Genomic DNA, 25,521 nt, shown 5'->3' on the forward strand with positions numbered 1-25,521 from the left:
ACCCTCATGAGCATTCACGTTCAACGCGACAAGACCGGCCCGATGCGCCAGACGGTGAGCATCCGCAAGCATGTGCTGACGGCGGACCAGCCGGTCGAAGGCGGCGGCGAGGACGCCGGCCCCGACGCGCACGAGCTCTATGACGCCGCGCTGGCGTCCTGCAAGGCGCTGACGGTGCTCTGGTACGCGCGGCGCAAAGGCATGGCGCTGGAGGACGTGCTGGTGGACGTGGAGAGCGACCGCTCGCAGGAGCGGCAAGGGCTCTACAAGCTGAAGGCGTCGCTGACCTTCGTGGGCACCCTGAGTGACGAGGAACGCCAGCAGCTGCTGGCGGTGGCGGACAAGTGCCCGGTGCACAAGCTGATGACGCAGGTGAAGACGGAGATCGAAACCGTGATGGCCGGTTGATGTCCGATTGACGGGCCGGTTGACGGGCCGGTTGATGGCCGGCCGCGGCCCGGGATCATCATCGGGGCGGGTCTTGCGTGCTATCGTGATCGGCACCTGTCCGGTCACACGAGAAGTTTTGCGAGAGACCTTGCCATGAGCTACAGCATCGATCTGGAGGGCCGCGTGGCCCTCGTCACGGGCGCGTCCAGCGGATTGGGCGCGCAGTTCGCCAGGACCCTGGCGAAGTCGGGCGCCTGCGTGGTGCTGGCGGCCAGACGCGTGGACCGCCTGAAGGACCTGCGCGCGGAGATCGAGGCCGGCGGCGGCGACGCGCACGTGGTGCAGATGGACGTCACCGACCTGGAGAGCATCGCCGCGGCGGTGGCGCGGGCGGAGACGGAGGTCGGCACGCTGGACATCCTGATCAACAACTCCGGCGTCAGCACGACGCAGCGACTGGTCGACGTGTCGCCGGAGGACTTCGACTTCGTGATGGACACGAACGTGCGCGGCGCGTTCTTCGTCGCGCAGGAAGTGGGCAAGCGCATGCTGGCGCGGGCGCGCGGCGCGGCGCCGGGCACGTACACGGGCGGGCGCATCGTCAACATCGCGTCGATGGCGGGGTTGCGCGTGCTGTCGCAGATCGGCGTCTATGCGATGAGCAAGGCGGCGGTCATCCACATGACCAAGGCGATGGCGCTGGAGTGGGGCAAGTTCGACATCAACGTCAACGCCATCTGCCCCGGCTACATCGACACGGAGATCAACCGCCACCACTGGCAGACCGACCAGGGCCGCAAGCTGGTGGAGCTGCTGCCGCGCAAGCGCGTGGGCACGCCGCAGGACCTGGACACGACGCTGCTGATGCTGTGCGCGAAGGAAAGCCGCTTCATCAACGGCGCGGTCATCCAGGCGGACGACGGATTCGGAGTTTGAGGAAAGAAACGAGTCGATGGCTGTGAGAGAACTGAGCGCGCTGGAAGCGCGCGTGCTGGCGGTGCTGGTGGAGAAGGAGTCCACGGTGCCGGACAGCTACCCGATGTCGCTGAACAGCCTGACCTTGGGCGTGAACCAGAAGACCGCGCGCGATCCGGTGATGACCGCGAGCGAGTCCGACGTGGCCGCGGTGCTGGACGAGTTGAAGGCGATGAGCCTGGTCAACACGGTGAGCGGCAGCCGCGTGGCGCGTTTCGAGCACAACATGAAGCGCGTGCTGGGCGTGCCGGGGCAGGCGGAAGCGCTGCTGACGGTGCTGATCCTGCGCGGTCCGCAGACCTCGGCGGAACTGCGGCTGAACTGCGAGCGCCTGCACCGCTTCGCGGACGTGTCGTCGGTGGAGGGATTCCTCGAGGAACTCGCGGCGCGCGAGCCCGCGCTGGCGGTGAAGCTGGCGAAGGCGCCCGGCGCGCGAGAGGCGCGATGGGCGCATCTGCTGAGCGGAGAGCCGGCGGTGCCGGTGTACGTGGCGTCGGCAGCGTCGTCGAGCGCCAGTTCGTCATCGAACAGCGCGCGCGATGAAGAGATCGCGGCGCTGCGCGCGGAGCTCGACCAACTGAAAGCGGTCGTGGCGAAGATTCAGGCAGAGCTCGGCATTTCCGACTGACTGCCGAGGCTGCTGACCCTCACCCCCGCCCTCTCCCGCAAGCGGGAGAGGGAGTCCGATCGGCGCCGTTCTTACCCCCTCTCCCGCTTGCGGGAGAGCAACCGTGTCAAGCGCCTTCGGCGTTTCTCCAGGGTTGGCCGGTTTTGAGGATGGCGTTGAGGATGATCAGCAGCTTGCGCATGCATGCAGTCATCGCGACCTTGAAGGGCTTGCCCGCCAAGCGCAGGCGTTCGTACAACGCCTTGATGGGCCCGTTGCATCGTTTGGCCGTGAGCGCAGCCATGTACATCGCCGTGCGGACGTCTGCTCGTCCGCCCTGGATGTAGCGCTGGCCGCGCCGCTTGCCACTGTCGTCGGCAAACGGCGCCAGGCCCACCAGCGCCGCCACGCGCTTGCGGTCCAAGCTGCCCAACTCCGGCAGGCGTCCCAGCAGCATCGTGATCGTGACTCGGCCAATACCCGGCACGCTGTCCAGCAGCTCGTACTTGGGCTGGTAGATCGTCGAGTCCTTCAAGCGACCGTCCAGATCCTTGTCGATCTCCTTGATCCGCTTATCCAGCCACTCGATGTGCTGTCGCACGCTCGTGCGCGCCACGTGCTTGACCGTGGACAAGCGGTTCTTTTCCTGTGCGCGCATGGTCACCAACTGCGCTCGCCGATCCACCAGTTCGATGATTTCCTGCTGCGTCTCATCCGGCAGCGCGTACACCTGCGGACGCATGCGCTGAGCAAACTCGGCCAGCACCTTCGCGTCCAGCCGGTCCGTCTTGGCAAGGACGCCGGCGGCCCGGGCGAAGTCGCGCACCTTCTTGGGATTGACCACCGCCACGGCGATTCCCGCCGCGCACAGCTCACCCGCCAGCGCCGCCTCGAAGCCACCGGTGGCCTCCATCACCACCAGCGTGGGCCCCAGCTTCTTGAGCTGCGACACCAGCACTGCTCGTCCGGGCTCGTCGTTGTCCACCCTCGTGGCCAACGCACCGGACTTGTCGGCAGGCGGAGCGGGCACCTGAGCCACGTCCAACCAAGCCTTGCAAACGTCGATACCGATGAAGATCTCTTCGCTCATGACAGCGCCCTTCCTTGCGTTCGATACGGCCTCAATGGACCTCACAACCGTTCGGGCTGTCCGTCATGGCGAATGAGGTCGGCCACCACGACCCTCGCTCTCCCTCGGCATGGCGCCGAAGCGCCTACCCTGGGCTGGTCGGCCTGTAACGGCCTGGGCTACTTTGCTACATACAAGGGCAGGGGTGAGGGCCGGGGTCTACGCACCCCGCCACACCGGCTTCCTGCGTTCCGTGAACGCCCCCACGCCTTCACGGAAGTCCGCGCTGCCGTAGCACTGCCGGATCAGGTCGTCGACGTCGGGCAGGTTGCTTGAGGTGATGCGGCGCAGGATCTCCTTGCTGACCGCTTGCGTCACCGGCGCGAGCGGGCTCAGCTTGTCGCAGAGCGCGTCGCGTGCGGCGTCCAGCTCGCTCGCGGCGCAGACCGCGTGCAGGTAGCCGCACGCCAGCGCTTCATCCGCCAGCAGCGACTCCGCCAGCAGCAGCATGCGCCGCACGCGCTGCTGTCCCCACGCCGCCTGCAGCCGCGCGATGTTGGCCGCGGACAGCGTGTTGCCCAAGGTCCGTGCGATGGGCACCGCGAACTTCGCATCCGTCGTCGCGATGCGGAAGTCGCAGGCGGTGGCGATCGCCAGCCCGCCGCCGACGGCCCAGCCTTCGATTACCGCGACCGTCGGCATCGGTAGTTGCTCGACGAGCTGGATGCCGCTGTCGATGCGCTGCTCGTAGGCGACGCCGTCGTCGCCGCCTTCGATCCCGTTCCGGAAGGCGAGAAACTGCGCGATGTCCGTGCCGGCGACGAACGCTTGACCACCCGCGCCGCGGAACACCACGACGCGGATCGCCCGATCACGCGCGAGCGACTCGCAGTGCTCGGCCAACTGCCCGTACATCTCCCACGTCATGGCATTGCGCGCCTCGGGTCGATCGAAGGTGATCGTCGCGATCGAGCCCTCGCGGCTCAGGCGGGTGGCGCCTTGTTGGCTCGTGCCCTCGCTCATGCGCCAGCCTTCGCGCGCTTCTCGCCGAACGCGCCGGCCTCCGCCAGCGCGCGCAGCTCCGCCGCCTCGATGCCGTACTCCGCCAGCACCTCGTCGATGTGCTGACCCAGCAGCGGCGGCGGATGCCGCACTTCCTGCGGCGTGCCCAGCAGCTTCACCGCGAAGCCGATGTTGGGCACGCTGCCTTCGTTCGGATGATCGATCTCGATGCGCATCTTGCGATGCTTGCCATGCTCGCTGTTGAACGCCTGCGGATACGTCAGGATCGGACCCGCCGGAATGCCCGCGGCCAGCATGCGATCGATCCAGTGCTCGGTGGTGTCGGCGGCGAAGCTGCGCTCCAGCGACTCGATGAGTTCCTCGCGATTCGCGAGCCGCGCGGCCACGGAGCCGAAGCGTTCTTCCGCCAGCAGGTCGGGACGCTCCAGCAGTCCGCACAGCTTCTGCCACAGCTTCTGGTTGGTCGCGCCCATGACGAAGTAGCCATCCGAGGCCTTCACCGCCTGGTACGGCGCGCTCATGCGATTGGACGTGCCCAGCGGCGTCGGCTCGCGGCCGGTGCCCCAGTACTCGCAGGTGTCCCAGACCGAGAACGCCAGCGCCGAGTCGAACAGCGACGCGTCCACGTACTGCCCGCGCCCGCTGGCCTTCGCGCCGATGTAGGCCGACAGCGCGCCGTAGACCGCGAACAGCGCGCAGCCGATGTCGGCCACTGGCACGCCCGCCTTGACCGGCGGGCCGCCGGGATAACCCGTCACGCTCATCACGCCGGACATCGCCTGCGCCATCAGGTCGAAGCCGGGCCGCTCCGACCACGGCCCCGACTGTCCGAAGCCCGAGATGCTCACGTACACCAGCGCCGGATTGATGGCGCTGAGCGTCTCGTAGTCCATGCCGAGCCGCTTCATCGCGCCGGGCCGGTAGTTCTCGACGAGGATGTCCGCCTCCTTGGCCATGCGGTGCAGCACCTGCTTGCCGGCCTCGGACTTCAGGTCGAGCGTCACGCTGCGCTTGTTGCGATTCATGTTGAGGAAACCCATGCTGTCGGGCCCCTTCATCTTGAATCCCATCGCGCCACGCGTCTGGTCGCCTTCGGGCGGCTCGATCTTCACGACGTCGGCGCCGAGGTCGGCCAGCAGCATGCAGGCATACGGGCCGGCCATGACCTGGCTGATGTCGAGCACGCGCACGCCCTTGAGCGGCAACGGGCGGGTGGATGCGGTCGATGCGGTCATCGGTACTCCTTTCAGGCTTCGACGCGGACGTTCGCGTCCTTCACGACCTTGGCCCACTTCGTGCACTCGGTCTGGATGTAGGCGCCGAACTTCTCGCTGCTGCCGCCGGCGTCTTCCGCGCCGAATTCATCGAGCTTCGCCGCGATCTCGGGCAGCGCGAGCACCTTGTTCACGTCCTGGTTCATGCGCTGGACCATCTCGGCGGGCAGGCCCTTGGGGCCGACCAGGCCGTACCACGATGCCGCGTCCAGGCCGGGACATCCCGACTCCGCCAGCGTGGGGACGTTGGGGTAGCTCTTGGCGCGCTTGAGCCGGGTCTGCGCGATCGCGGTGACCTTGCCCTGCTTGATGAAGGGCGTGGCCGCGGTCATCGTGTCGAAGGCGAAGTCGATCTGGCCGCCCATGAGGTCGACCAGCAGCGCCGACGATCCCTTGTAGGGCACGTGCGTGGCCTTGACCTTGGTCGCGAGCATGAACATCTCGAGGGCCAGGTGTTGCGCCGAGCCGATGCCCGACGAGCCGAACGAGACCTGGCCCGGCTTGCTACGGCAGAGCTCGACGATCTCCGGCACCGTGCGCACCTTCTGCGTGTCCACGCAGGTCAGCACGTTGGGCGTGACGCCGACCATCACGATGGGGGAGAAGTCGCGGCGCGGGTCGTACTTGACGTTGGGCATCAACGCCGGTGCGATGGCGTTGCTGTTGACGTGCGCCATCAGCAGCGTGGTGCCGTCCGCCGGCTGCTTGGACACGTAGTCCGCGGCGATGACGCCGGTCGCGCCGGGCTTGTTCTCGACGAGGACCTGCGTGCCCCACATCCCGGTGAGCTTCTGCGCGAGCACGCGTGCCAGCACGTCGGTGCCGCCGCCGGCGGCGAAGCCGACGATGATCCGCACGGGGGATGTCGGCAGCGGGGCCGCGCGCAGCAGCGAGGGGAGGGCGAGGGCGCCCATCCCGGCACAGAGGCCGGCACGGGTGAAGGTTCTGCGGCGCATCGTTGTCTCCTGTCGTTCTCGTGAAATTCCGTGAGGACGACTATTGAGCAACGAGGGGCCTGCCGGCCATCGCTAATTCGGCGGATCAGGTTTCGCGAAATTCGTACGCGCGAAGACCTCGGCGACGCTGACCGCCGCGGGCGACAGGCTGTCGGCGGGGCGGCAGCAGAGGACGAACTGGCGATGCGCCCAGGGCTCGGGGATCGCCACGCGCAGGAAGCGGGCGCCGCCCGCGACGGTCTTCGCCACGGCCTTGGGCATCACGCCGACGCCGAGTCCCTGCGCGATCAGCGCCGCGATGCTGTCGAAGCCGCCGACGCGCATGCGCATGCGCAGCAGGCGGCCGGACTCGTTGGCCAGCCGCTCGAGCAGGGCGAAGATCGCGGAGCCTTCCCCCAGGCCGATGACGTCGCAGGACAGGATGTTGTCGAGCGTGGCGGGCGCGTGCGAGAACAGCGCATGACCGCGCGGCGCGACCAGCACGAGTTCATCGGCCCGATAAGGCATCGTCGGGAGATCGACGGCGCCCAGCGAGGATTCGAAGATGCCGATGTCGGCGGTGCCGCGCGTCAGCGCCTGCTGGACATTGAGGCTGTTCATCTCCTGCAGGTCGATGCTCACGCCGGGACACGCGGCGGCGCAGCGTTCGATGTCGGCGGGGACGAACTGCAGCACGGCCGACTTCGGCGCGGCGAGCCGGACCACGCCCTGCGCGCCGCCGACGAACGACGCAGCGTCGTCCTGCATGCGCAGCACGGTGTGGGTGATGTTGCGCGCATGGGCCAGCATCGCGCGGCCCGCGTCGGTCAATGCCATGCCGTGGGGGCGACGCAGGAACAACGGCAGGCCGAATTGCGCTTCCAGCTCGGCGATGCGCCGCGAGGCGGCCGCCGGCGCGATGTGCAGTCGCTCCGCCGCACGCGTGACGCTCCCGAACTCCGCCGTGGCGATGAACAGGTGCACCGTCGTGAGATCGAAGTGCGGACGTGCGGGGAGCTTCAGCGTCATGACGACAGTTTCTTCCCGAGGCGATACATGAATTCCTGGAAGTCGTTCAGCGACTTCACCCGGATGTGCTCGTTGAGCCCGTGCACGCCGCTCGGCTCCACGCCGGAGAAGGTGCCCACGCCATAGGTCCAGATGCCGGCGTTGTTGAGGAAGCGGCCGTCGGTCGTCGCGACCAGCATCGTCGGGATCACGGGCACGCCGGGCCAGAACTCGGCGGCGGTGCTTTCCACCGCCTGGATCACGAGCGGCGACATCGGCGGCTGCGGCGAGGCCAGCGCCTCGTTGGTCGCGCGCACGGTGATGCGCTCGTCGGCCATCACCTTCACAAGCGTCTTCTGCACCTCCTCGGCCGACTGGCCCGGGAGGATGCGGCAATTCACCGTCGCGCGGGCGCGCTGCGGCAGCGCATTCGTCGCGTGACCGGCCTCGACCATCGTCGCCACGTAGGTCGTGCGCACGCTCGAGTTGTAGACCGGCGACTTCGCCCACAGGCGCTCCAGCGCCGCGGTGTCGGTCGGCCTCGCGAGCAGTCCGCGCAGGTCCGCCGCGATGTCCTTGTTGCCGTCGAGCTGGGCGACGCGCTCGAAGTAGGCGCGCGTCGTGTCGTTGAACTGGATGGGGAAGTCGAACTTCGACAGACGCGCGAGCCCTTCGGCGAGGCGGTAGATCGCGTTGTCCCGCACGGGCACGGCGCTGTGGCCGCCGGGGTGCGTCACTTCGAGCTCATAGCCGACGAAGACCTTCTCGCCGATCTGCAGGCTGTACGAGACCGGCTGCTCGTTCTTGTCGAGCGTCCCGCCGCCGCCCTCGTTGAGCGCGAGCTCGGCGTCGATCAGCGCGCGGTGGTGCTTGAGCAGGTAGTCCAGGCCGTCCCACTTCGACGGGATGATCTCCTCGTCGCAGGTGAGCGCCATGATGATGTCGCGCTTCGGGACGAGTTTTTCTTCCTTGTAGCGGATGAGGTTGCTCACATGCGTGGCCACCTGCGACTTGTCGTCGGAGGTGCCGCGGCCGTAGTAGACGCCGTTCTCCTCGATCAGCTTGAAGGGATCGCGGACCCAGTCCTCCCGCTTCGCTTCGACGACGTCGAGGTGCGCGACCAGCAGCAGCGGGCGCTTCTCGCCGTTGCCCTTCAGGCGCACGACGAGGTTGCCCTTCGTCGGCGCATCGGGCGGGACGATGAGCTGCATGTCGCCGTCCGCATAACCGGCCTGCTTGAGCCGCCTGGCCATCGCCTCGGCGGCGACGGTGCAACTGCCCGAGGAGTTCGTCGTGTTGGTCTCCACGAGCTCCTTGAAGATATCGTGGAAGCGACGCAGCTCGCGCGGCGGCGTGGCGTCCGCGGCGAGCGCCTCGGCGCGGGGAATCAGGATCGCGAGCGCGACGGCGAGCGTCGACCAGGCACGGGTCATGGGCGTCTCCCTTCGGTGGTGGCGCGCGAAGGATACGCTCGCGCCGAACCCGAAGACGCCCGGTCTTGTCAGTGGAAGATGCCGACCGCCAGCTCCGCCCACACGAGCAGGAAAACGACCAGGATCGCGGCGCCGGCCCACCAGCGGCGACGCCGGTCGGCGGTGAGACGCACCGCTGCTTCGAACGCCCCGCAGGCCACGGCGAGCATGACGCCGAACACGAGGAAGTCGGCCAGGTCCCAGCGGACTTCAGCGGTGACCTGCATGGCCGCCCAGGGCAGCACGAGCAGGAGCAGGGCACCGCCCCAGAGGGCAAGGCGCCACGACGGTGATCGGCGGGTGGGGTGGTTCATCGGCGACTCCTCGTTGCGGGACGCACGGTCTCGTGCGCGGTGGTAAGGAGCATGAAGCCTGGCGGTGAAGTGACCGTGAAGTCGCGACGTGACAAGGGTCGCGATCGCGACGATCCGCGTCGTCGATCGGTGCTGAAATGGCTGGGTTTGCCCCACACGTCCGACCACCATGCGATTCGAACTCCCCGACGCCAAGAAGCTCGTCCATGAAACCCGCATCCAGATCCGCTGGGGCGACATGGACGCGATGGGCCATGTGAACAACACGGTCTACTTCCGCTATCTTGAGATCGTGCGTGTGGAGTGGCTAGCCAGCCTCGGCCATCCGCCGAGCCCCGACGGCCAGGGGCCGGTCATCGTCAACGCGTTCTGCAACTTCCACCGGCAGCTCGCCTATCCGGGCGAGATCCTGGCGAAGCACTACGTCTCGAATCCCGGGCGCTCCAGCTTCGACACGTGGATCACGCTGGAGCGGCTCGACGAGCCCGGCGTCATCTACGCCTCGGGCGGCGCCACGACCGTGTGGCAGGACGCCACCATCCAGAGGTCCGTGCCGTTGCCGGACTGGCTGCGGCAGCATCTGGAGTGATGGCGATCGTGGATGGTTGACGGGGCGCTCAGGCCCCCTGGGGTCAGTCCTTGCCCCCCAGCCACCGCGCCACGTTCTGCACATACTGCTGCGTCGACCGCAGCGCCTCCGGATGGCGTCGCATCCCGTCCCCCGGCTGCTCGCTGACGAAGGACGGCGAGCCTTTGCTGACGTCCCAGTTGAAGTCGCAGAAGTGATGGAAGGTCGATTGCGCCAGCACCGGTCCACCTTCCGCCGTGCGTTCGCTCACCACGGCCAGGTTGAAGCGATTCCCGCTCACGCGGCTGGTGCCCTGCAGGATCGCGCGGGCGCCGCCGTCGTCCCCCGGCGAGCACACCGCGCCCTCATGCGGATGGGCCGGCAGATCACGCAGCAGGCCGGTCTCGGACAGCGGGTCGCGCAGCACAGGGTGCGCGGGCTCCATCACCCGGACCTCCTGATAGTCGCCGTTGGCCCCGGAGTGATAGTTCGGCCACAGGATCGAGGACGTGAAGGTGTCGTCGACGCAGCGCCGTTGCTCGTCCGGCTCCTCGTTGCGGGAGTGGAAGTGGTGCGCCCGCCCGAGCCAGCCGTCGAGCCCGCAGAGCGACGACCCCAGGTCCATGTGATCGCGCGTCAGCATCAGGCCGCCGCCGCGCTCGTGGAAGCGCCGGATGCCGTCGCAGTCCTCGGGCGTGAGGCCGTTGCCCACGTCCACCGCGAACAGCCACATCTGATCGAAGGACGAGGTGTCCAGGCTGCGCAGCACGGCGTCCGGCCCGGGGCCGGGGTCGCGGTCCCGCGCGGTGACCTCGTACAGCGGGCGGCCGTCGCCATCGCGACGCGACGCCAGAAACTCCTTGAGCAGACTGAACCGCGCGATGGACCAATCGTCCGGGTCCGCGGCGATCGTGGTTTGAAGAAGGACTCGCATGAAAGCTCCAGGACTGGGGGGATATCGCCGGATGCTAGACGGGCAAGGCCCGCCTCGACAGGCGCGTCCCGATCACCGGCCTGTTGAATGGCGGACACGAATGTCCGTGGCCGCCGTCGCGGAGCCGCCCGGGCTGTCCGGCATGAAGCGGCGGCGGCGCCATCGGCTCACCGGCCGCTCGATCAGGTAGTGGCACACGATCGCCATGGCCAGGGCGAAGGGCAGGGCGAAGGGCAGGGCGACGGCCAGGAGGACCCAGGGCCCGTGGCCGCGACCGAATGCGCTGATCGCCGCGAAGTGCCACAGGAAGAGGCCGTAGGACAGGCGGCCGAGCCACGCCATCAACGGCTGTGCGAGCCACGATCCGGTCGGATGCGCGACGGCGTGGCTAACGAGCACGAACGCGGCGATTTCCGCCACCGTGACGCGCACCGTGGCGCCGGCGGTGAGCCACTGGAAGGGCAAGGAGGGCAGCGCCAGATTGACGACCATCGCCGACGTGAGGCCTGCGACATGGCCGCCCGTAGAATTCCCGCGTCTCGGTTCATCACCGTGCAGGTGAAACCATGCGACGGTGGAACGTGAGACCCCGGGGGAAGGTTCGCGACCCCCCAGTCCGCGGCCTCGCCACAGCGACCTCGTCTCCAGAAAGTCTCTTACTTGTCTCAGAACGAACCTTCCGGTTCCTCCTCAGCGGCGCGTCGAATCAGGTTCGATGCCTACGAGCTGTCTCCCGATGGCCGCCAACTATGGAAGGCCGGACAGCCGGTCCCCCTCGGAGCGCGCGCCTTTGACATTCTTGTGGCGCTCGTGGAACGACACGGGCGCGTCGTTTCCAAACAGGAGCTCATGAGTGTCGTGTGGCCGACCACCGTGGTCGAGGAGGCCAACGTGCGAGTCGGCATGAGTGCCCTGCGCAAGGAACTCGGCCCGCACCTCATTGCGACTGTTCCCGGTCGCGGCTATCAGTTCACGGCGCAGGTGCACCGGGACCAGGACTTGTCCCTTGCCAATGAGGCACGCGACGTCCTGAAGGCGGTCGTGGACGGACCGGCGATGGATGACGCCCGGAGGCTGATCGGCCGGGACGCGCTGCTCCAGCAGATCGTCGAGACGCTCTCTTCCACCCGTCTGCTGACTCTGACGGGGCACCCCGGGACGGGGAAGACGACGTTGGCCAAGGAGTTCCAGTCTGCCCGGGCGCCCGGCGTCGGCATGCTGGCGTCCTCCACCGTCCACTGGATCGACCTTGCAACGCTGACCGACGACCAACTGATCATCGCCACCATTGCTCGCGCGTGTGACGTGACGGTTGCGGACCACGGGAGCGCCAAGGGCTTGGTGGCAGCCCTGCGCACCACGCAAGCGCTGCTCATCCTTGATAACGCCGAACATCTTGTGGAAGCCGTGGCGGCCCTCGTCCACGAGCTCCTGGAGGGATGTCCTCAAGTCCGCTTGCTGGTGACCAGCCAGGTCCGGCTCAAGCTGGCGGCCGAGTCGGTGATTCTTGTGCCGCCGTTGGAGGTCGCGCAGATCGGCATGGCCTTCGGTGAAGCGCAGAGATGGCCGGCGCAGGCCTTGTTCCTGCGGCACTGCCGGCAGTCCGGCCGCCCCTTGCCGATCGACCAGCAGAACCTGGACCTTGTCGGCGACGTCTGCCAGCGCCTGGATGGCGTGCCGCTCGCCATTGAGTACGCTGCCGCAGCCGTGCCGCTGCTCGGGATCAATGGCGTTGCAAAGGCGCTCGAAGCGCGCAGACTCGCGCTGACGGCCGGACGGCGAGACGCGCCTGAGCGACAACGCACCCTCCGCGCAGCCCTGTCCTGGAGTGTCTCGCTGCTGGGCCCGTATGAGCAGGCTGTCGTCCGACGCATGGGCGTCTTCCTGGGCAGCACGTCCATGGAGCTGCTGGAGCCGGTGATCAACCTCGAAGGCGAGGATCCATGGCGTGTCATGGACGCCCTGTCCGAGCTGATCGATCGCTCGCTCGTCGTTCCTGAGGACGACGGCGACATTGCGCGATACAGGCTGCTCGAGAGCACGCGCGCATTTGCGCTCGAGCAACTCAGTTCGAGGGGGGAGTTGTCCACGCTGCGCGGGCGTCACGCGGAAGTGGTGGGGCGATTCTTTGATCGAGTTCGTGTCGCAGCGCTTGGCGGGGCGATGCGGCTCGACGACGGCGTTCGCACGCTTCAAGCCGAACTGCACCACGCTCGGGCGGCTGTGCAGTGGGCGATCGAACATGACGGCCCGCTGGCGCTCAGTTTGGCCTCCACCCTCGCATTTGTCCTGCGCAGGTCAGGCGGCATCTGCGAATCCGGGCAGTACCTCGCGAAGACTGAACGCTTCGCCGACCAGGACTTCGAGCACGCGCTGTCCACCGGATGGGTTCGGGAGGCCATCATCCACTGGACGTATGGAAACCGTGCCAAGGCCATGCACTGGGTGCGCCTGGCCGAATCGGCGTACCGGGCTGGCGAGGACAACGCCGCGCTGATCGATTTTCTCGTCCTGAAGGCCAACTGCCTTGATCTCGCGCGCGACGATGACGCCAAGCTGGCTGAGTTGCTGGACGAGATTGCGGCGATGGATACGCAAGAGCTTCCTGACCGGCTGCGGACCTTTTGCGCTTCGGGGCTGGTGATGGCCGCTCACCGCCTGGGCCGGACACGAGATGTCGAATCGGCCGAGCGCTGGGCGGCCCATGTGCCCGCAGGGGATGCCCACGGCAGAATGGGCTTGGTCACCCGCTTGATGAGCATTCAGATTTCCAGCGGCCGCGCTCGTCAAGCCATCTTGCTGGGGCAGGCCCTGTACGACGAGCACAGGGACGGCCAGTACCGACGGGCGTTGCACTGGCTTCCGATCAGTCTGGCGGAGGCGTACCTGAGCATCGGCGAGCCGCTCAAGGCGCTTCGCATTGCCCAGGACCGCCTCGAGGTCGACGTCAGCAACGAGCTCCTCTACGCGTGGGCAGACGTGCTGGCGCAGTTGGCATGTCTGGCCCAGGTCCATGACCACGCGGCCGGGCTCAACGGATACGGCGATCGCTTCTATGCGTCGGTGGGCATTCAGCGGCCCGGCGTTGAAGCGCATTTCCGCGCCGTCTCCGCGGAGGCCGCCCTGCTGGCCCTGGGGCCAGACGACTATCAAGCCGCGTACGAAGCCGGGGGGCGCTGGGACGGCGATGCCATGCAGGCCGCGGCAAGAGCGGTCCTTTGCGCTCTTGAAGGGCTGCCGCAGCCTTGCGGCCCTAAGCCGTGAGCGATGTCGGGCGGCGGCTTGCGCCCGGCCTCGCATCGCCTTGAAGCAGGTCGAAGGCATGGAGCTGAGTCATCAACTCGGCCACCGTTCGGCAAACCATCTTTCGCATCCCGTTGCTGCGATGGATCTTCGTCGTGATCTCGGCGATGCCAAGGTCCGCCGCAATCTGCTTGCTCAGGCGGCCCTTCGCCACCGCGGTCAGGACTTCTCTCTCTCTTCGGGTGAGCGACTGCCAGCGCCCGGCAACCACCGCGCGCGAGCGCTCGGCGCTTCTGCGCTGCTCGTCATGCTCAAGCGCGCCGACGATCGCGTCGATCATCTCCTGGTCGCGGAAGGGCTTCTCCAGGAAGTCCCAGGCGCCCGCCTTCATCGCGCGCACCGTGGTGGAAACGTCGCACGGCCCACTCATGAAGATCACCGGCATGTGCGCGAGCGCCGTGCTCTTGAGGGTCTGCTGAAGCAACAGCCCGCTGCCGCCGTGAGGGCGCATTTCAGCGACGAGGCAGGACGTACCTTCGAGCGGCGGCCCCGCGAAGAACTCGGGGACCGAGGCGAACTCGCGCACGTCGATCGCCACACCTCGCAGGGCATCGGCGAGCTTGAAGCGCAGCAGCGGATCCTGGTCGAGCAGATAGACCGTGCGCGGGGGCACCGCGGGGCCGGCGTCGAAGTGCATCGTCGAGTCGAACGCGGCCGGGGCGCGCGCGCTCCGCGAGCGTCCGTACAGGTTCATTCCGGTCGTGGCGCACGAGAGGGGAATCGATGATTCGATCATTGGTGTTCACCTTGGATGAAGGCCAACAGGTCGTCATTGAGACGATCCTTATGCGTCTCGATGAGGCCGTGGGGCCCGTGCTGGTACAGCCGCAGTGCTGCGAAGCGCAGGCGCGGCGCGGCGTCCGCACAGGTCGTGCCACCAGGAACGATCTGATCATCCTGTCCCTGCACCAGCAGCGTGGGCACCGTCAGCGCGGGCAGGTCCGCACTCAGGTCCGTCTCGGCGAGTGCTTGCAGGCACGCGTGCGCGCTTCGATGACTCGCCTGCAGGCCTTGTGCGACGAATCGATCGACGAGCCCCTTGTGTCGGCCGGCGCCGGGCAGGTTCAAGCCGTAGAGAGGCCCGGCGGCGAGTTCTGCGTACAGCCGCACTCTGCTTTGCTGCTCGCGTTCAAGCAGATCGTGCAAGACGCGCTTGAAGGGATCCGTTGCGGTGCCCCCCGAACTCGCGGCCTGCGGGAGCATTCCGCTGACCAGCACGAGCTTGGCGACGCGGCGTAGCCCATGGCGACCCACATACCGGACGAGCTCGGTGGCCCCGGCGGAGAATCCGACCAGGATGGCCTGGCGGAGATCCAGAACCTCCAGCAGGCTGCTCAGATCGTCGGCGTAGGTGTCGATGTCATTGCCGTCCCAGGTCTGCGTCGACCGACCGTGGCCCCGTCGATCATGCGCGATGGTCCGGAAGCCTCTGGATGACAAGAACATCATCTGCGACTCCCAGCTGTCGGCGTTCATGGGCCATCCATGGCTGAAGACAATGGGAGGACCACTGCCCCAGTCCTTGTAGAAGATTCTGGCGCCGTCTCGGGCGGTGATGTAGTAGGTCACTGGGGCAACTCCGGGTGTCGGGCGGTCATGCGCCAGCGGCGCAAGGCGAGCGCATGACCGGCTGTTCTCCCCGACCGCGTGGGCGGCCGGGCATATGTGACGCCAAGCGGTCAGGTCAGGTCGGCTTGCGGCTCGCGTCGCGATACCGTGTGAGCAGCGCCTCATAGCGACCGCTGCTGCGCAGCTGCTCGTACTTCGCCCGCGCGGCCAGGTACTCAGGCGCCTCAAATGCGGGCCCGGCTTCGCTGCGGTCAAAACCCGCCAGTCCCGACTCCTGGTAGATGTGCAGGTCGGCCAGAACCTCGGCTCGCGAGAGAGTGCGCTCGGACATCGCGCGCACGCTGCGCAGGGCGTCGTATCGAGCCCGCGCCGCGTCGAGCTCATTCGACTCGTGAGAGGCCTCACCGTCCCGTCGCTCGATCTCCGCCAGACCGGAGTCGCGGTACCGTTTGAAGTCCGCGAGGACTTCCGCCCGCGTCGTGCCCTTGAGTCCCTGGTGCTGAGTGGAAATCATCCTGAGCATCAGGTAGCGATCCCGTGCGGCAAGCCATGCCGGCGAATCGATCTGCGAGCGGGATTCGTCCTGCTCCAGTGCGGCAAGGCCCGAGTCCTGGTAATCCTTCAGATCCATCAGGACCGATGCGCGAGTGGCGGCCGGCTGCGCCTCGGCAGGCGCGGCCAGCGCGACCGTCGTCAGTCCCGAAAGCAGCGATCCGCCCAGGATCAAGGAGAAGAGCAGGCGATGTCCGGGTGTCCGCGAGGAGGCGGCGTTTCGATTGAGCGTCATGTCAGTTTCCGTTGCGTCAAAGGGGTGTGTGCGATTCAGCTGCGCAGGAACGCCAGCAGGTCCTGGTTCAGGCGATCCTTGTGGGTGTCGGTGATGCCATGCGGGCCGCCCGCGTACTCGATGAGACGGGCGCCCTTGACCAGCCGAGCCGTGGCGCGGCCCGTGGTGTCGATCGGCACGATCTGGTCATCGGCCCCATGCACGACCAGGGTCGGGACGGTGAACTTCTTCAGATCCTCACGGAAGTCCGAGTAGAAGAACGCGTCGATGCAGTCATACGTGGCCTTGCTGCTCGCTTGCATGCCCTGTACATAGAAGGTGTCGACCAGGCCGGAGGACGGCTTGGCGCCTTCGCGGTTGAAGCCGAAGAACGGCCCCGACGCGATGTCCTTGTACAGCTGCGCGCGGTTGTCCAGCGAGCCCTGACGCAGGCTGTCGAAAACAGCCTTGGGGACACCGTTCGGATTCGTCGGCGTCTGACCCATGATCGGGGTGATGGCGCTGACGAGCACCGCCTTCTCGACCCGGCCGGTCCCGTGACGTCCGATGTAGCGGGCGACCTCGCCGCCGCCGGTGGAGAAGCCCACCAACGTCGCGCGCTTGATGTCCAGGGCCTTCAGGACGGCGTCAAGATCGTCGGCGTACTGATCGATGTTGTTGCCGGCCCAGGGCTGGCCGGAGCGCCCGTGACCGCGACGGTCGTGCGCCAGGACGCGGAAGCCCTTCTCGGCCAGGAACTGCATCTGCGACTCCCAGCTGTCGGCGTTCAGCGGCCAGCCGTGGCTGAAGACGACCACCTGGCCGTTGCGCGGTCCCCAGTCTTTCACGTACAGCGCCGTGCCGTCGGCCGCGGTGACGTATTGGGCCGTCGGGGCGACTGCGGCGGTGGACGGCGCCGGGGGCGCCGCCTCGGCGCCGACTTGTGCGGCGAGGCCGCTCACGGCCAGGGTCGTGGTCAAGGCGAGGCGAGAAATGGAAGTCATGGTGTGCTCCTGAGAATGCGGAAGACTGGGTTGCTGCGCCGCCCTGGATGAGCGGCTGAGAAGCAGTCTCGAAGCGCGGAGCCATTAACACCAGTAAAGCGATGCAAACGCTTGAAGCGTGCGGCAGCGGGGCCGCGAGCCATACCTGGGTATCGCAGGGATGAGGCCGCGGTTCAATGGCGCCAGGTCGATCGACAGGATCTGATTCGCGTCGACGACAAGCCCGCCGAACCGGCGCGGCCTCGTCATCAACCCGATCGACCTGATACTGGAGAACAGACTGATGAAACGAACTTCCACTGCGATTGCGCTGGCCCTTTTGACCGGCCTGTCTGGCGCGGTGCATGCCGCAGATGCGCCGCCAGTCGACGCCGCGCCCCTGCAGAAGTGGCAGAAGGGCTTGTCTCGCACGGACCTGGCGCGACAGTCCTTGTCGGCGGCCGGCTACGAGCTGATTCAGTCTCGTGTGGACTTTGAGCCGGGCGTGGTGTCACCCAGGCACTCCCATCCGGGAGAAGAGGTGGCCTTCGTGATCGAAGGCGTCATGGAGTATCAATTGGCGGGACGCCCGCTAGTGACCCTCAAGGCCGGGAGCGCGCTGGTCATCCCGGCGGGCACGCCACACATCGCTCGCAACGTCGGCACCGGTCGCGCGTCTGAACTGGCCACCTACGTGGTCAGGATCGGCGTGCCTCTCGTCAAGATCGAAGAGTGAGGCTTCAGCGGCCCGGGACCTGCCAATGGACGCGGTACCGGGCCGATCTCGACGAGCCTGTTCAGCGCGCGCCCGGCACGCCTGCTGGAGCCGGCTTTGGTGCCAGGCTGCGGCCGAAGGCCAGCTTCACGAGCAGCAGGCCGATGCCGGCCGCGGCCACCAGGCCCGCATGAAGGCCCCAGAACGTCGAGCCCGGGACGGTCTCCAGCAGGCCCGCGAGCCATCCCACCGCGATCGATCCGGCGAAGACGTGCAGGAAGTAGATGCCGATCATCAAGCCTCGCAGCCCTGCGGGCGCCACGCGGGTGTACAGCGCCAATCCGACCGGAACAATCGTCGCGAACGCCAGCGCATTCACCAGGCTGTATGCAAACGTCCAGGCGATGCTGAACCTGCCTCCCCCCGCTTCGACAGAAAGGGCGGGAAGCATGAGCAACGCCGGCGCGATGGCGGCGAAGAGGGTGGCGGTCGCGATCTTGGCCAGTTCATCGGGCTCGATGCCCCGCTGAGCCCACCATCGCCAGAACGCCATCGCGATCAGCATGCTGAGGGTGCGGCAGATGCCATCGGCGGTCTGCAGCCAAGTGACGGGGATCAAGAACCCGGCCAGGTTCATGTCCATGTGCTTCTGGGACCAAAGTGCGTAGCCGTTGCCCATCTGGCCGTAGCCAACGGTGGCAAGGGCCAGCATGGGCAAAATCAAAAATAGTAGTCCGGTCCTCACCCAGTCCGATCGCGACAAGGCGGCGGATGTCGCTTGAGGCCCTGCTGCCTTGGCGCGCGGAGGCTCCGGCGGCAGCCAGCGTCGACCGCACAAGTAGGCGGCAAGACCGAACAGCATGAAGACGCCGGCCGACGCGAAACCCCAGTGCCAGCCCACCCGTTCCCCCAACGTGCCGCACAGGACCGGTGCCACGATCGCCGCCAACTGGACGGTCAGAATGAAGATCTGAAAGGCGGCGGGCCGTCGGGTGTCGTCCTCCGCATACAGGCCGCTGACTTGAGCCGCGATGTTCCCCTTGAAGGCGCCGACGCCGACGACCAGGCAGGCAAGCGCGGGCAGAAGCGCCGCCTCGACGGCCATCAGGAAGTGACCAGTCGCCATGAGGATCGCACCGGCCACCACGGTTCTCGTGCGTCCCAACCACCGGTCTCCCACCAGTCCGCCCAGCAGAGGCAGGAAGTACACGAGACCGACGTACAACCCGAACAGCATGGAGGCGAACTGCTGGCTCGATCGAGGCCCGGTGAGGGATTCCACCGCTGATCGCAGCCACGAGAGTCCGACAACCTTGCCTGCGTGCTCGGGCAAAAGCAGGTAGTTGCTCAGATAGAAGACCAGGAGCGCCTGCATGCCGTAGAACGACGTGCGCTCCCAGAATTCACAGAAGGACAACCACCCGAGTCCTGCGGGGTGGCCGAAAAAGCGGCGCGTGGCGGGCGGGGAGGTTGTTGCGGCTTGCGGTCCGACGTATTCGGGCATGCGGGCTGCGTTGATCGACATGACTTCTCAAAGACCATCTGTGATTCTCTGGGCGGCGCCGAGAGAACGAGTGCGGACTTGGAATGACTGCGGGATTGAGCGCGTCTTCCACGGACGCGGATTCTCGTCGGTCTTGATGACTCGTCGTCAACGCATTGGTCGTCAGCCGTCTCTGGTTCTCGAAGGCGCCGAACGCCGAGCACTTGAAGAAGAGGCTCCGCATTCAATCCGAACAAGGCAGTGCGCTCGATTCGCCCGGGGCGGGGAGGGCGCACGGGATCAAACGGCCGCCTTGCTTGTCTTCTTCCTGCCCGGCCTCGACGCAGCAAGCTCCGCCCACACGGGCGCATGGTCGCTCGGGCTGTCCGTCCCGCGCTCCTCGCGGTCGACGCCGGCGGCCACGACCTTGAACGCGGCGTTCACCAGGATGTGGTCGATCCTCAGACCTGCATTCCGCTCCCACCGCTTGCGGCGGTAGTCCCAGAACGTGAACGGCGTGTCCTTGGGGTGCGCCGTCTTCAGCGCATCGGTCCAGCCCTGTTCCAGGATGGCCGCGAAGGCGTCACGCGCTTCCGGTTGCAGAAGCGCGTTGTCTCGCCACGTGTCCGGCTTGTAGATGTCGGCGTCGGTGGGCACGACATTCCAGTCGCCCAGGAGCACGGTGGGATGGCCCGCCTGCCACAGGGCATCGGCGCGCTGGCGCATCCGCGCCATCCACGCGAGCTTGTAGTCGAACTTCGGGCCGGGAAACGGATTGCCATTGGGCAGGTAGATCGCCGCCACCAGCACGCCGTTGATGGCGGCTTCGACATAGCGGGCTTGTCGGTCCTTGGCGTCGCCGGGCAGTCCTCCGTGGGCGTCTTCAACTCCTGCAGCGCGACGACGTCGGGTCGGCGCCGCGCCAGCCAGTCAAGCAGCTGGTCCAGTCGCTTCCGGACGTTGTTGACGTTCCAGGTCGCGACGATCACGGCGTCACCGCATCGCGAGGCGTCAGATCGGCGAGGCGGCCACCAGATGCTCGGACAGGAACCACACCTGCAGCTCGTTGGTCCGCACGACGTCGCTGACGAGCAGGTCGTCCGTCCCCGAGTCGCCGGCGTCGCTGGCCTTCTCGGCCTGCTCGCGCGCGTAGGTGAGGATCATCGTGTGCGCTTCGATGAGGCGGCTGAGCTGCACGGTGGCCGGCTCGCGGCCGCGCGGCGGGCGGGGAATGCGCGTCTCCTCCGCGATGTCCGCGGCCATCGCCAGCGACACGCCGCCGAGGATCTGGATGCGCTCGGCCAGCAGGTCGACCAGCTCGACCTGGGCTTCGAAATGCTTGTCGAAGAGCAGATGCAGCTGGTTGAAGGTCGGCCCGACGACCTGCCAGTGATGCTTCTTGTACATGTCGCGCAGCGTGATGGTGTCGGCCAGCACCTGGTTGAGCGAGTTCACGCTCTTCTTGACGACCGCCTCGGGCAGCCCGTGCGGCATCTTGATGACCTCGCCGAAGCGCTGGGTCTCCTGCGACTGGGTCTTGACGGACTTGTCGATCGTCGGGGTCGTGGCGGCGTGGGCGGCGTCGACGCGACCCGCCTTCGGGGAAGACTTCTTCTTGGTGGCCATGCGGAACTCCAGAGCGGTAGGAATGATGCTGCCCTGGAGGGCAAGCGTCGATCCCGCGCCGCGCGGCGCCGGATTTCCCCGCCACGCCGGCTCCCGGGCCTCAGCTCGTCGCGGCCCCTCGGCTGAACAGCACCGCGTCCATCACCTTCATGTAGGCCTTGGCCGTCTTCGCGTCGTCGGCCCGCACGCCCGTCGTGGCGGCGATGTCCGGCCCCATCACCGCCAGCGAGTTGGCCAGCGAGACCATCGCGTAGTACAGCAGCACCGGCTCGCCCTTGGGCAGGTCGCCGGCCTTCTGCGCCGCCTTGATCAGCGGCTTGGCCAGCTCGAAGTGCGGCCGCAGGAAATGCTGCGCCAGCCACTCCTGCCGGTCCTCGCTGTGCGTGCCCTCGCGCCGCTGCATCATGAAGCGGTGCAGGTGCGGCTGGTCCAGCGTGAACTGGAAATACGCGATGAACTCCTGCCGCAGCTGCCCGATCGCGGTCGCCGGCTTCGCTTGCCGGATCATTCCTTCGCGTGCCCGGGCGAGCTCCTCATAGACCAGCGTCGCCACCGCCTGCCACAGTACCTCTTTCGATTGGAAGTGGTAGGTGATCAGCTGATGCGTCAGCCCGCTCTGCTCCGCGATCGCGCGCATGCTCGCCGCCTCGAAGCCGCGCTCGGCGAATTCCTTCAGCGCGGTCTTCAGGATCGCCTGCTTCGTGTCGGCCGAGCGCTGCTGCTCGCGGCGGCGGGGCGTGGAAGTATCCGGAGTGCTCATGTCCGCCATCATGCCTTCGTCGCGCGCCGTGCTACCTCGGCGGAGGTAGCTTTCGAGCTTGAATTTCAATTGCGTATCGCCCGTGTTGCCCGTCTTGGTGCGTTGGTATCGATACCGTTGCTGCCGCATCAAGAGGGGCATCAATTCGACACACATTAAAACTTGCCGCCCGGCAAAACAAACACGGACACTGCCGCCGCCTGCCCCTCTCAGGAGGGACAAGCTGCGACGCGTGCCGATGGGCGGCACGTGCGCCGGACCAGACCAGGTCCACATGAGAGCGGCCGCGGACACCACCCTCCGCGGCACCGATCGCACCCACAGGCACGGGAGGGAACCACCATGGAGTTCAAGCAACTCGGCATCTTGATGGGCAGGGCATTTGTCCCTGCCCTGCTGGGTAGTGCGCTGCTCGCCGCATGCGGCGGCGGCAACGGTCAGCAGGACGGCGGCGTCCAGATCGCATCCGACGACAGCGGCGGCAGCGCCGATTCCGCGGCACGCGCCAAGCGCATGGCCGGCGACAGCGGCACGGAGACGGCGCTCACGCCCGTCTCCGCCACCGGCAGCTCGATGGAGCGCGGCGACCTGAACGGCGCCAAGGCCATCGACAAGGACGACAACAGCCGCTGGGGCTCCGCGTTCACCGACAACGAATCGCTGACGCTGGACTACGGCAGCAGCGTCACCATCACCCGCGTGCGCATCAACTGGGAAAACGCCCACGCGAAGAAGTACCTGCTGCAGACGTCCGAGGACAACAAGACCTGGACCACGATCAAGACGGTCGAGAACAGCCCGGGCGGCGTCGAGGACCTGAAGGACCTCGGCGGCCAGGGCCGCTACCTGCGCGTGCAGGGCGTGACCCGCTCGACGGGCTACGGCTACTCGATCTTCGAGATCCAGGCCTTCACCGGCACGCCGGTCCCGCCGACCACCCCGACGGACCCGACCACGCCGACGAATCCCACCGATCCGACGACGCCGACGAACCCGACCACGCCCACCGATCCGACGACGCCCACGCAGCCGACGGAACCCGTGGGCGACACGAGCAAGCCGGGCGTGGCGATCAAGCCCGTGGCGGCGATCTCGTCGACGCCCGAGAACGACGGCCTGTCCGCCAAGAACTCGATCGACGGCAACCTGGCGTCGCGCTGGGCGTCCAAGCCGGAAGACGGCGCCTGGATCCAGTACGACTTCGGCACGGCGCAAGCGCTGGGCTACATGAAGCTGGTCTGGGAGAACGCCTACGGCAAGGCCTACGAGATCCAGGTCTCGGACGACGGCAAGACCTGGACCCGTCTGCGCAACCAGCCGGCCGGCAAGGGCGGCACCGAGGAGTACTTCAACCTCGGCGTGAAGAAGCGCTTCGTCCGCATCCAGGGCGTGACCCGGGCGACGAACTACGGCTACTCGCTCTTCGAGGTCGAGTTCAAGACCGTCGGCAGCGACAACAGCATCCCGACCACGACGACCACGCCGTTCCCCTTCCCGGTGAACGGCGCGGCCCTGGGCGCGCTGTACCAGCCGCAGGCGCCGATCGAGCAGATCCAGTTCACGCTGCCCGACGGCACGCTGGTCACCCGCTTCGGCCAGCGCGGCATCGGCCGTCACGGCCGCGAGCGCGGCGAGGAGTGGAACGAGATCGGCTTCGGACCCAATGAGACCGTGGATGCCAACGGCAATCCGAGGGACAAGGGCCCGGGCAACTACCTGAACTTCGTCGAGAACTACTTCAAGAACCGCGTGTGGGGTGTCGAATTCATCGACGACAGCCGCGTCGCGGGCGTGACGAAGCCGCGCCTGATCGTGAACCAGTACTTCCCGCAGGCGCAGTACGGCGGCGGACATTCGTTCTTCCGTCGCATCGACGATCCGAACGTCACCGGCTTCGGCTGGATGTCGCCGGGTCAGCTGCTGGATCCGACCACCTACACGGACGGTTTCCGCAACGTGACCTCGTGCAAGGTCGTGCCCAAGCCGCCGCAGGGCGCGCTGGCCAGGCCGAACTCGGGCTACAACGGCGTGATCGGCGCGAACGACGGCTGCTCCGTGGTGCTGGACAACATGCCCGGCCACCAGGCGCTGTCGCGCAACGCCAACGGCGTGCTGGTGCCCAACGGCGTCAACATCCCGGCACGTCCGCTGCAGCTGGGCGAGGCGATCGAGTTCACGGGCTCGTTCTTCTCCAACCGCGCCGCGATGGACGCGATCGGTGACAGCGGCGCCGCCCGCTACTACACCTCGGAGGTCGTCTACGTCATGGGCACGGGCCTGCGTCCGTGGTATGGCGTCGAGCCGCGCCTGGACAGCAAGCCGCTGCCGGATTCCGTCCTGTCGGGCGGCATCGGTTCCGTGTCGTACAACTACACGGACGAAGGCTGGCGCATGTTCCAGCAGCCCTTCAGCAACGCCGGCATGCAGAACCTGCAGCGCTTCGTTGAAGGTCGCCGCACGGTGCACAGCAGCTTCGTGACGGGTGTGCACGCGGAGGAGGGCAACGATCCGATGACCTCGATCCAGGGTCTGGCGGGATCGCGCTACAACGCGACGGCCTGTATCCAGTGCCACACCAACAACGGTCGCAGCCCCGCGCCGTTCACGGTGGACCAGCGCATGGACAAGATGGCCTTCCACGTCGCGATGAAGGCGGCTGACGGCTCGATCCGTCCGGACCCGCGCTACGGCTCGACCATCCAGATGAACTCGACGTCCGCGTCGGGCGCACCTCAGGATTGGGGCAACGCGGTGAAGGTCGCGGGCTTCGAGACCACCAGCGTCACGTTGGGCGACGGCACCAAGGTCGAACTGCGCAAGCCGAAGTTCGCCTTCGACGGTCCGACCCCGCAGCTGTGGTCGGCGCGCGCCGCCCTGCCGCTGCTGGGGGTCGGTCTGCTGGAGGCGGTGCCTGAAGCCGACATCCTGTCGCGCGTGCGCACCACGCCGGACCAGGACGGCGTGCTGGGCAAGGCCAACTTCGGCTTCGATCCGGAAACGGGCGCGACGCGCCTGGGCCGGTTCGGCGCGAAGGCGAGCAAGGTCAGCATCCGTCACCAGGTGGCCAACGCGCTGCTGAACGACATGTCGGTGACCTCGCCGGTGTACCCGAACCGCAGCTGCGCGACCGACCCGCAGGGTTGCCGCACGGCGCCGGCGCAGAAGGGCATCCAGGAAGCCGACCTGACCGCGCTGACGCAGTACATGCAGCTGCTGGCGGTGCCGGCCCAACGGAGCATCCCGAGCGGATTCCCGAAGGGTGTCGCGCCGACGGACGAGCATCGCGTGGATGCGGTGGTGGTGGCCAACGGCCGCAAGGTGTTCGACGCGCTGCGTTGCGCGGCTTGCCACACGGCGGAGATGAAGACGGGCAAGAACCATCCGTTCGCGGAACTGCGCGACCAGACGATCCGTCCCTTCACCGACCTGCTGCTGCACGACATGGGTCCTGCCCTGGCGGACACGCTGCCGGAAGGCCAGGCGACCGGTGCGATGTGGCGTACGCCGGCCCTGTGGGGCATCGGCTACACCGACAAGGTGGCCCAGGGTCAACCGGTCGGCTACCTGCATGACGGCCGCGCCCGCACGCTGACCGAAGCCATCCTGTGGCACGGCGGCGAAGGCGAGAAGTCGCGTCAGCGCTTCGAGCAGCTGTCCAAGGCGGATCGCGACGCGCTGCTGGCGTGGCTGCGGACGCTGTGATGGGTTGAACGTGACGGGCGCTTCGCGCGCCCGTTCATCGACACG

The 25,521-nt window shown here is 67.3% G+C and carries 24 protein-coding genes and 1 pseudogene; 7 read left to right on the plus strand and 18 right to left on the minus strand.

The genetic code is table 11. The features are described 5' to 3' along the window. The first annotated feature begins 6 nt into the window (after window positions 1-6). The 3 genes from ACQ4L4_RS01425 to ACQ4L4_RS01435 all read left to right on the plus strand — a co-directional run bounded on the left by ACQ4L4_RS01425 (window position 7) and on the right by ACQ4L4_RS01435 (window position 1,993). On the plus strand, window positions 7-408 hold the full coding sequence (locus ACQ4L4_RS01425) for an OsmC family protein (protein ID WP_431102441.1): 402 nt from the start codon (window positions 7-9) through the stop codon (window positions 406-408). Window positions 409-543: 135 nt separating this feature from the next. Beyond that, a complete protein-coding gene (locus ACQ4L4_RS01430; RefSeq protein WP_431102442.1) occupies window positions 544-1,326 on the plus strand; it encodes an SDR family oxidoreductase in 783 nt (260 codons plus the stop codon). Between the two features lie 16 nt (window positions 1,327-1,342). Further along, complete coding sequence (locus tag ACQ4L4_RS01435) at window positions 1,343-1,993, plus strand: YceH family protein (protein ID WP_431102443.1); 651 nt, start codon at window positions 1,343-1,345, stop codon at window positions 1,991-1,993. A 106-nt stretch (window positions 1,994-2,099) separates the two neighbouring features. Here ACQ4L4_RS01435 and ACQ4L4_RS01440 read toward each other — a convergent pair whose 3' ends face one another. From ACQ4L4_RS01440 to ACQ4L4_RS01470, 7 genes are all read right to left on the minus strand, one after another. Continuing rightward, window positions 2,100-3,062, minus strand: coding sequence for an IS110 family transposase (locus ACQ4L4_RS01440; protein WP_431102186.1), 963 nt, complete (start codon window positions 3,060-3,062; stop codon window positions 2,100-2,102). A 198-nt stretch (window positions 3,063-3,260) separates the two neighbouring features. Next, entirely contained in the window at window positions 3,261-4,064 is an 804-nt protein-coding gene (locus ACQ4L4_RS01445) for an enoyl-CoA hydratase/isomerase family protein (RefSeq protein ID WP_431102444.1), read from the minus strand. Then, window positions 4,061-5,299 carry a CaiB/BaiF CoA transferase family protein gene (locus ACQ4L4_RS01450; protein ID WP_431102445.1) on the minus strand — a complete coding sequence of 413 codons (1,239 nt, stop codon included), beginning with the start codon at window positions 5,297-5,299 and terminating at the stop codon, window positions 4,061-4,063. The genes ACQ4L4_RS01445 and ACQ4L4_RS01450 overlap by 4 nt, the downstream gene beginning before the upstream one ends. 11 nt (window positions 5,300-5,310) lie before the next feature. After that, the gene (locus ACQ4L4_RS01455) at window positions 5,311-6,294 is read right to left on the minus strand and encodes a Bug family tripartite tricarboxylate transporter substrate binding protein (RefSeq protein WP_431102446.1); all 984 of its coding nucleotides are present in this window, start codon (window positions 6,292-6,294) and stop codon (window positions 5,311-5,313) included. Window positions 6,295-6,366: 72 nt separating this feature from the next. Next, complete coding sequence (locus ACQ4L4_RS01460) at window positions 6,367-7,302, minus strand: LysR family transcriptional regulator (RefSeq protein ID WP_431102447.1); 936 nt, start codon at window positions 7,300-7,302, stop codon at window positions 6,367-6,369. Beyond that, a complete protein-coding gene (locus ACQ4L4_RS01465) occupies window positions 7,299-8,714 on the minus strand; it encodes a M20/M25/M40 family metallo-hydrolase (protein ID WP_431102448.1) in 1,416 nt (471 codons plus the stop codon). Before ACQ4L4_RS01465 ends, ACQ4L4_RS01460 begins: the two co-directional genes overlap by 4 nt. Window positions 8,715-8,782: 68 nt before the next feature. Further along, the gene (locus ACQ4L4_RS01470; protein ID WP_431102449.1) at window positions 8,783-9,067 is read right to left on the minus strand and encodes a hypothetical protein; all 285 of its coding nucleotides are present in this window, start codon (window positions 9,065-9,067) and stop codon (window positions 8,783-8,785) included. Window positions 9,068-9,236: 169 nt separating this feature from the next. On the opposite strand from ACQ4L4_RS01470, the gene ACQ4L4_RS01475 reads away from it, so the two are divergent. After that, the gene (locus ACQ4L4_RS01475; RefSeq protein ID WP_431102450.1) at window positions 9,237-9,656 is read left to right on the plus strand and encodes an acyl-CoA thioesterase; all 420 of its coding nucleotides are present in this window, start codon (window positions 9,237-9,239) and stop codon (window positions 9,654-9,656) included. 43 nt (window positions 9,657-9,699) lie between these two features. On the opposite strand, the gene ACQ4L4_RS01480 is transcribed toward ACQ4L4_RS01475, so the two are convergent. Next, the gene (locus tag ACQ4L4_RS01480) at window positions 9,700-10,569 is read right to left on the minus strand and encodes a hypothetical protein (RefSeq protein ID WP_431102451.1); all 870 of its coding nucleotides are present in this window, start codon (window positions 10,567-10,569) and stop codon (window positions 9,700-9,702) included. A 72-nt stretch (window positions 10,570-10,641) separates the two neighbouring features. Continuing rightward, window positions 10,642-11,061 carry a hypothetical protein gene (locus ACQ4L4_RS01485; RefSeq protein WP_431102452.1) on the minus strand — a complete coding sequence of 140 codons (420 nt, stop codon included), beginning with the start codon at window positions 11,059-11,061 and terminating at the stop codon, window positions 10,642-10,644. Window positions 11,062-11,229: 168 nt separating this feature from the next. Between ACQ4L4_RS01485 and ACQ4L4_RS01490 the strand changes: the two genes are divergently transcribed. Next, window positions 11,230-13,833 (plus strand): ATP-binding protein, encoded by a 2,604-nt coding sequence (locus ACQ4L4_RS01490; protein ID WP_431102453.1) that lies wholly within the window; start codon window positions 11,230-11,232, stop codon window positions 13,831-13,833. On the opposite strand, the gene ACQ4L4_RS01495 is transcribed toward ACQ4L4_RS01490, so the two are convergent. From ACQ4L4_RS01495 to ACQ4L4_RS01510, 4 genes are all read right to left on the minus strand, one after another. After that, entirely contained in the window at window positions 13,823-14,608 is a 786-nt protein-coding gene (locus ACQ4L4_RS01495) for a response regulator transcription factor (protein ID WP_431102454.1), read from the minus strand. The genes ACQ4L4_RS01490 and ACQ4L4_RS01495 overlap by 11 nt on opposite strands. Then, window positions 14,605-15,441, minus strand: a complete 837-nt coding sequence (locus ACQ4L4_RS01500; RefSeq protein ID WP_431102455.1) for an alpha/beta fold hydrolase — start codon at window positions 15,439-15,441, stop codon at window positions 14,605-14,607. The genes ACQ4L4_RS01495 and ACQ4L4_RS01500 overlap by 4 nt, the downstream gene beginning before the upstream one ends. Before the next feature lie 115 nt (window positions 15,442-15,556). After that, window positions 15,557-16,228, minus strand: a complete 672-nt coding sequence (locus tag ACQ4L4_RS01505) for a hypothetical protein (protein ID WP_431102456.1) — start codon at window positions 16,226-16,228, stop codon at window positions 15,557-15,559. 35 nt (window positions 16,229-16,263) lie between these two features. Beyond that, window positions 16,264-17,211, minus strand: coding sequence for an alpha/beta fold hydrolase (locus ACQ4L4_RS01510; protein ID WP_431102457.1), 948 nt, complete (start codon window positions 17,209-17,211; stop codon window positions 16,264-16,266). Window positions 17,212-17,494: 283 nt separating this feature from the next. Between ACQ4L4_RS01510 and ACQ4L4_RS01515 the strand changes: the two genes are divergently transcribed. After that, window positions 17,495-17,926, plus strand: coding sequence for a cupin domain-containing protein (locus ACQ4L4_RS01515; RefSeq protein ID WP_431102458.1), 432 nt, complete (start codon window positions 17,495-17,497; stop codon window positions 17,924-17,926). A gap of 61 nt (window positions 17,927-17,987) precedes the next feature. Here the strand turns inward: ACQ4L4_RS01515 and ACQ4L4_RS01520 are convergent, their stop codons facing one another. The 5 genes and pseudogenes from ACQ4L4_RS01520 to ACQ4L4_RS01540 all read right to left on the minus strand — a co-directional run bounded on the left by ACQ4L4_RS01520 (window position 17,988) and on the right by ACQ4L4_RS01540 (window position 21,774). Then, window positions 17,988-19,430 carry a peptide MFS transporter gene (locus tag ACQ4L4_RS01520; protein ID WP_431102459.1) on the minus strand — a complete coding sequence of 481 codons (1,443 nt, stop codon included), beginning with the start codon at window positions 19,428-19,430 and terminating at the stop codon, window positions 17,988-17,990. 258 nt (window positions 19,431-19,688) lie between these two features. Further along, a complete protein-coding gene (locus ACQ4L4_RS01525) occupies window positions 19,689-20,318 on the minus strand; it encodes an exodeoxyribonuclease III (protein WP_431104844.1) in 630 nt (209 codons plus the stop codon). Next, window positions 20,312-20,377 (minus strand): annotated as a pseudogene (locus ACQ4L4_RS01530) (hypothetical protein); the annotation flags it as partial. The pseudogene ACQ4L4_RS01530 and the gene ACQ4L4_RS01525, both read right to left, overlap by 7 nt. Window positions 20,378-20,399: 22 nt before the next feature. Then, entirely contained in the window at window positions 20,400-21,014 is a 615-nt protein-coding gene (locus ACQ4L4_RS01535) for a Dps family protein (RefSeq protein WP_377156319.1), read from the minus strand. A gap of 100 nt (window positions 21,015-21,114) precedes the next feature. Further along, window positions 21,115-21,774 carry a TetR/AcrR family transcriptional regulator gene (locus ACQ4L4_RS01540; protein ID WP_431102460.1) on the minus strand — a complete coding sequence of 220 codons (660 nt, stop codon included), beginning with the start codon at window positions 21,772-21,774 and terminating at the stop codon, window positions 21,115-21,117. 342 nt (window positions 21,775-22,116) lie between these two features. Between ACQ4L4_RS01540 and ACQ4L4_RS01545 the strand changes: the two genes are divergently transcribed. Next, complete coding sequence (locus ACQ4L4_RS01545; RefSeq protein ID WP_431102461.1) at window positions 22,117-25,476, plus strand: di-heme oxidoredictase family protein; 3,360 nt, start codon at window positions 22,117-22,119, stop codon at window positions 25,474-25,476. Window positions 25,477-25,521: the final 45 nt, after the last annotated feature.

Origin of the sequence: Roseateles noduli (assembly GCF_050626985.1) — a bacterium.
Lineage (GTDB): Bacteria > Pseudomonadota > Gammaproteobacteria > Burkholderiales > Burkholderiaceae_C > Roseateles > Roseateles noduli_A.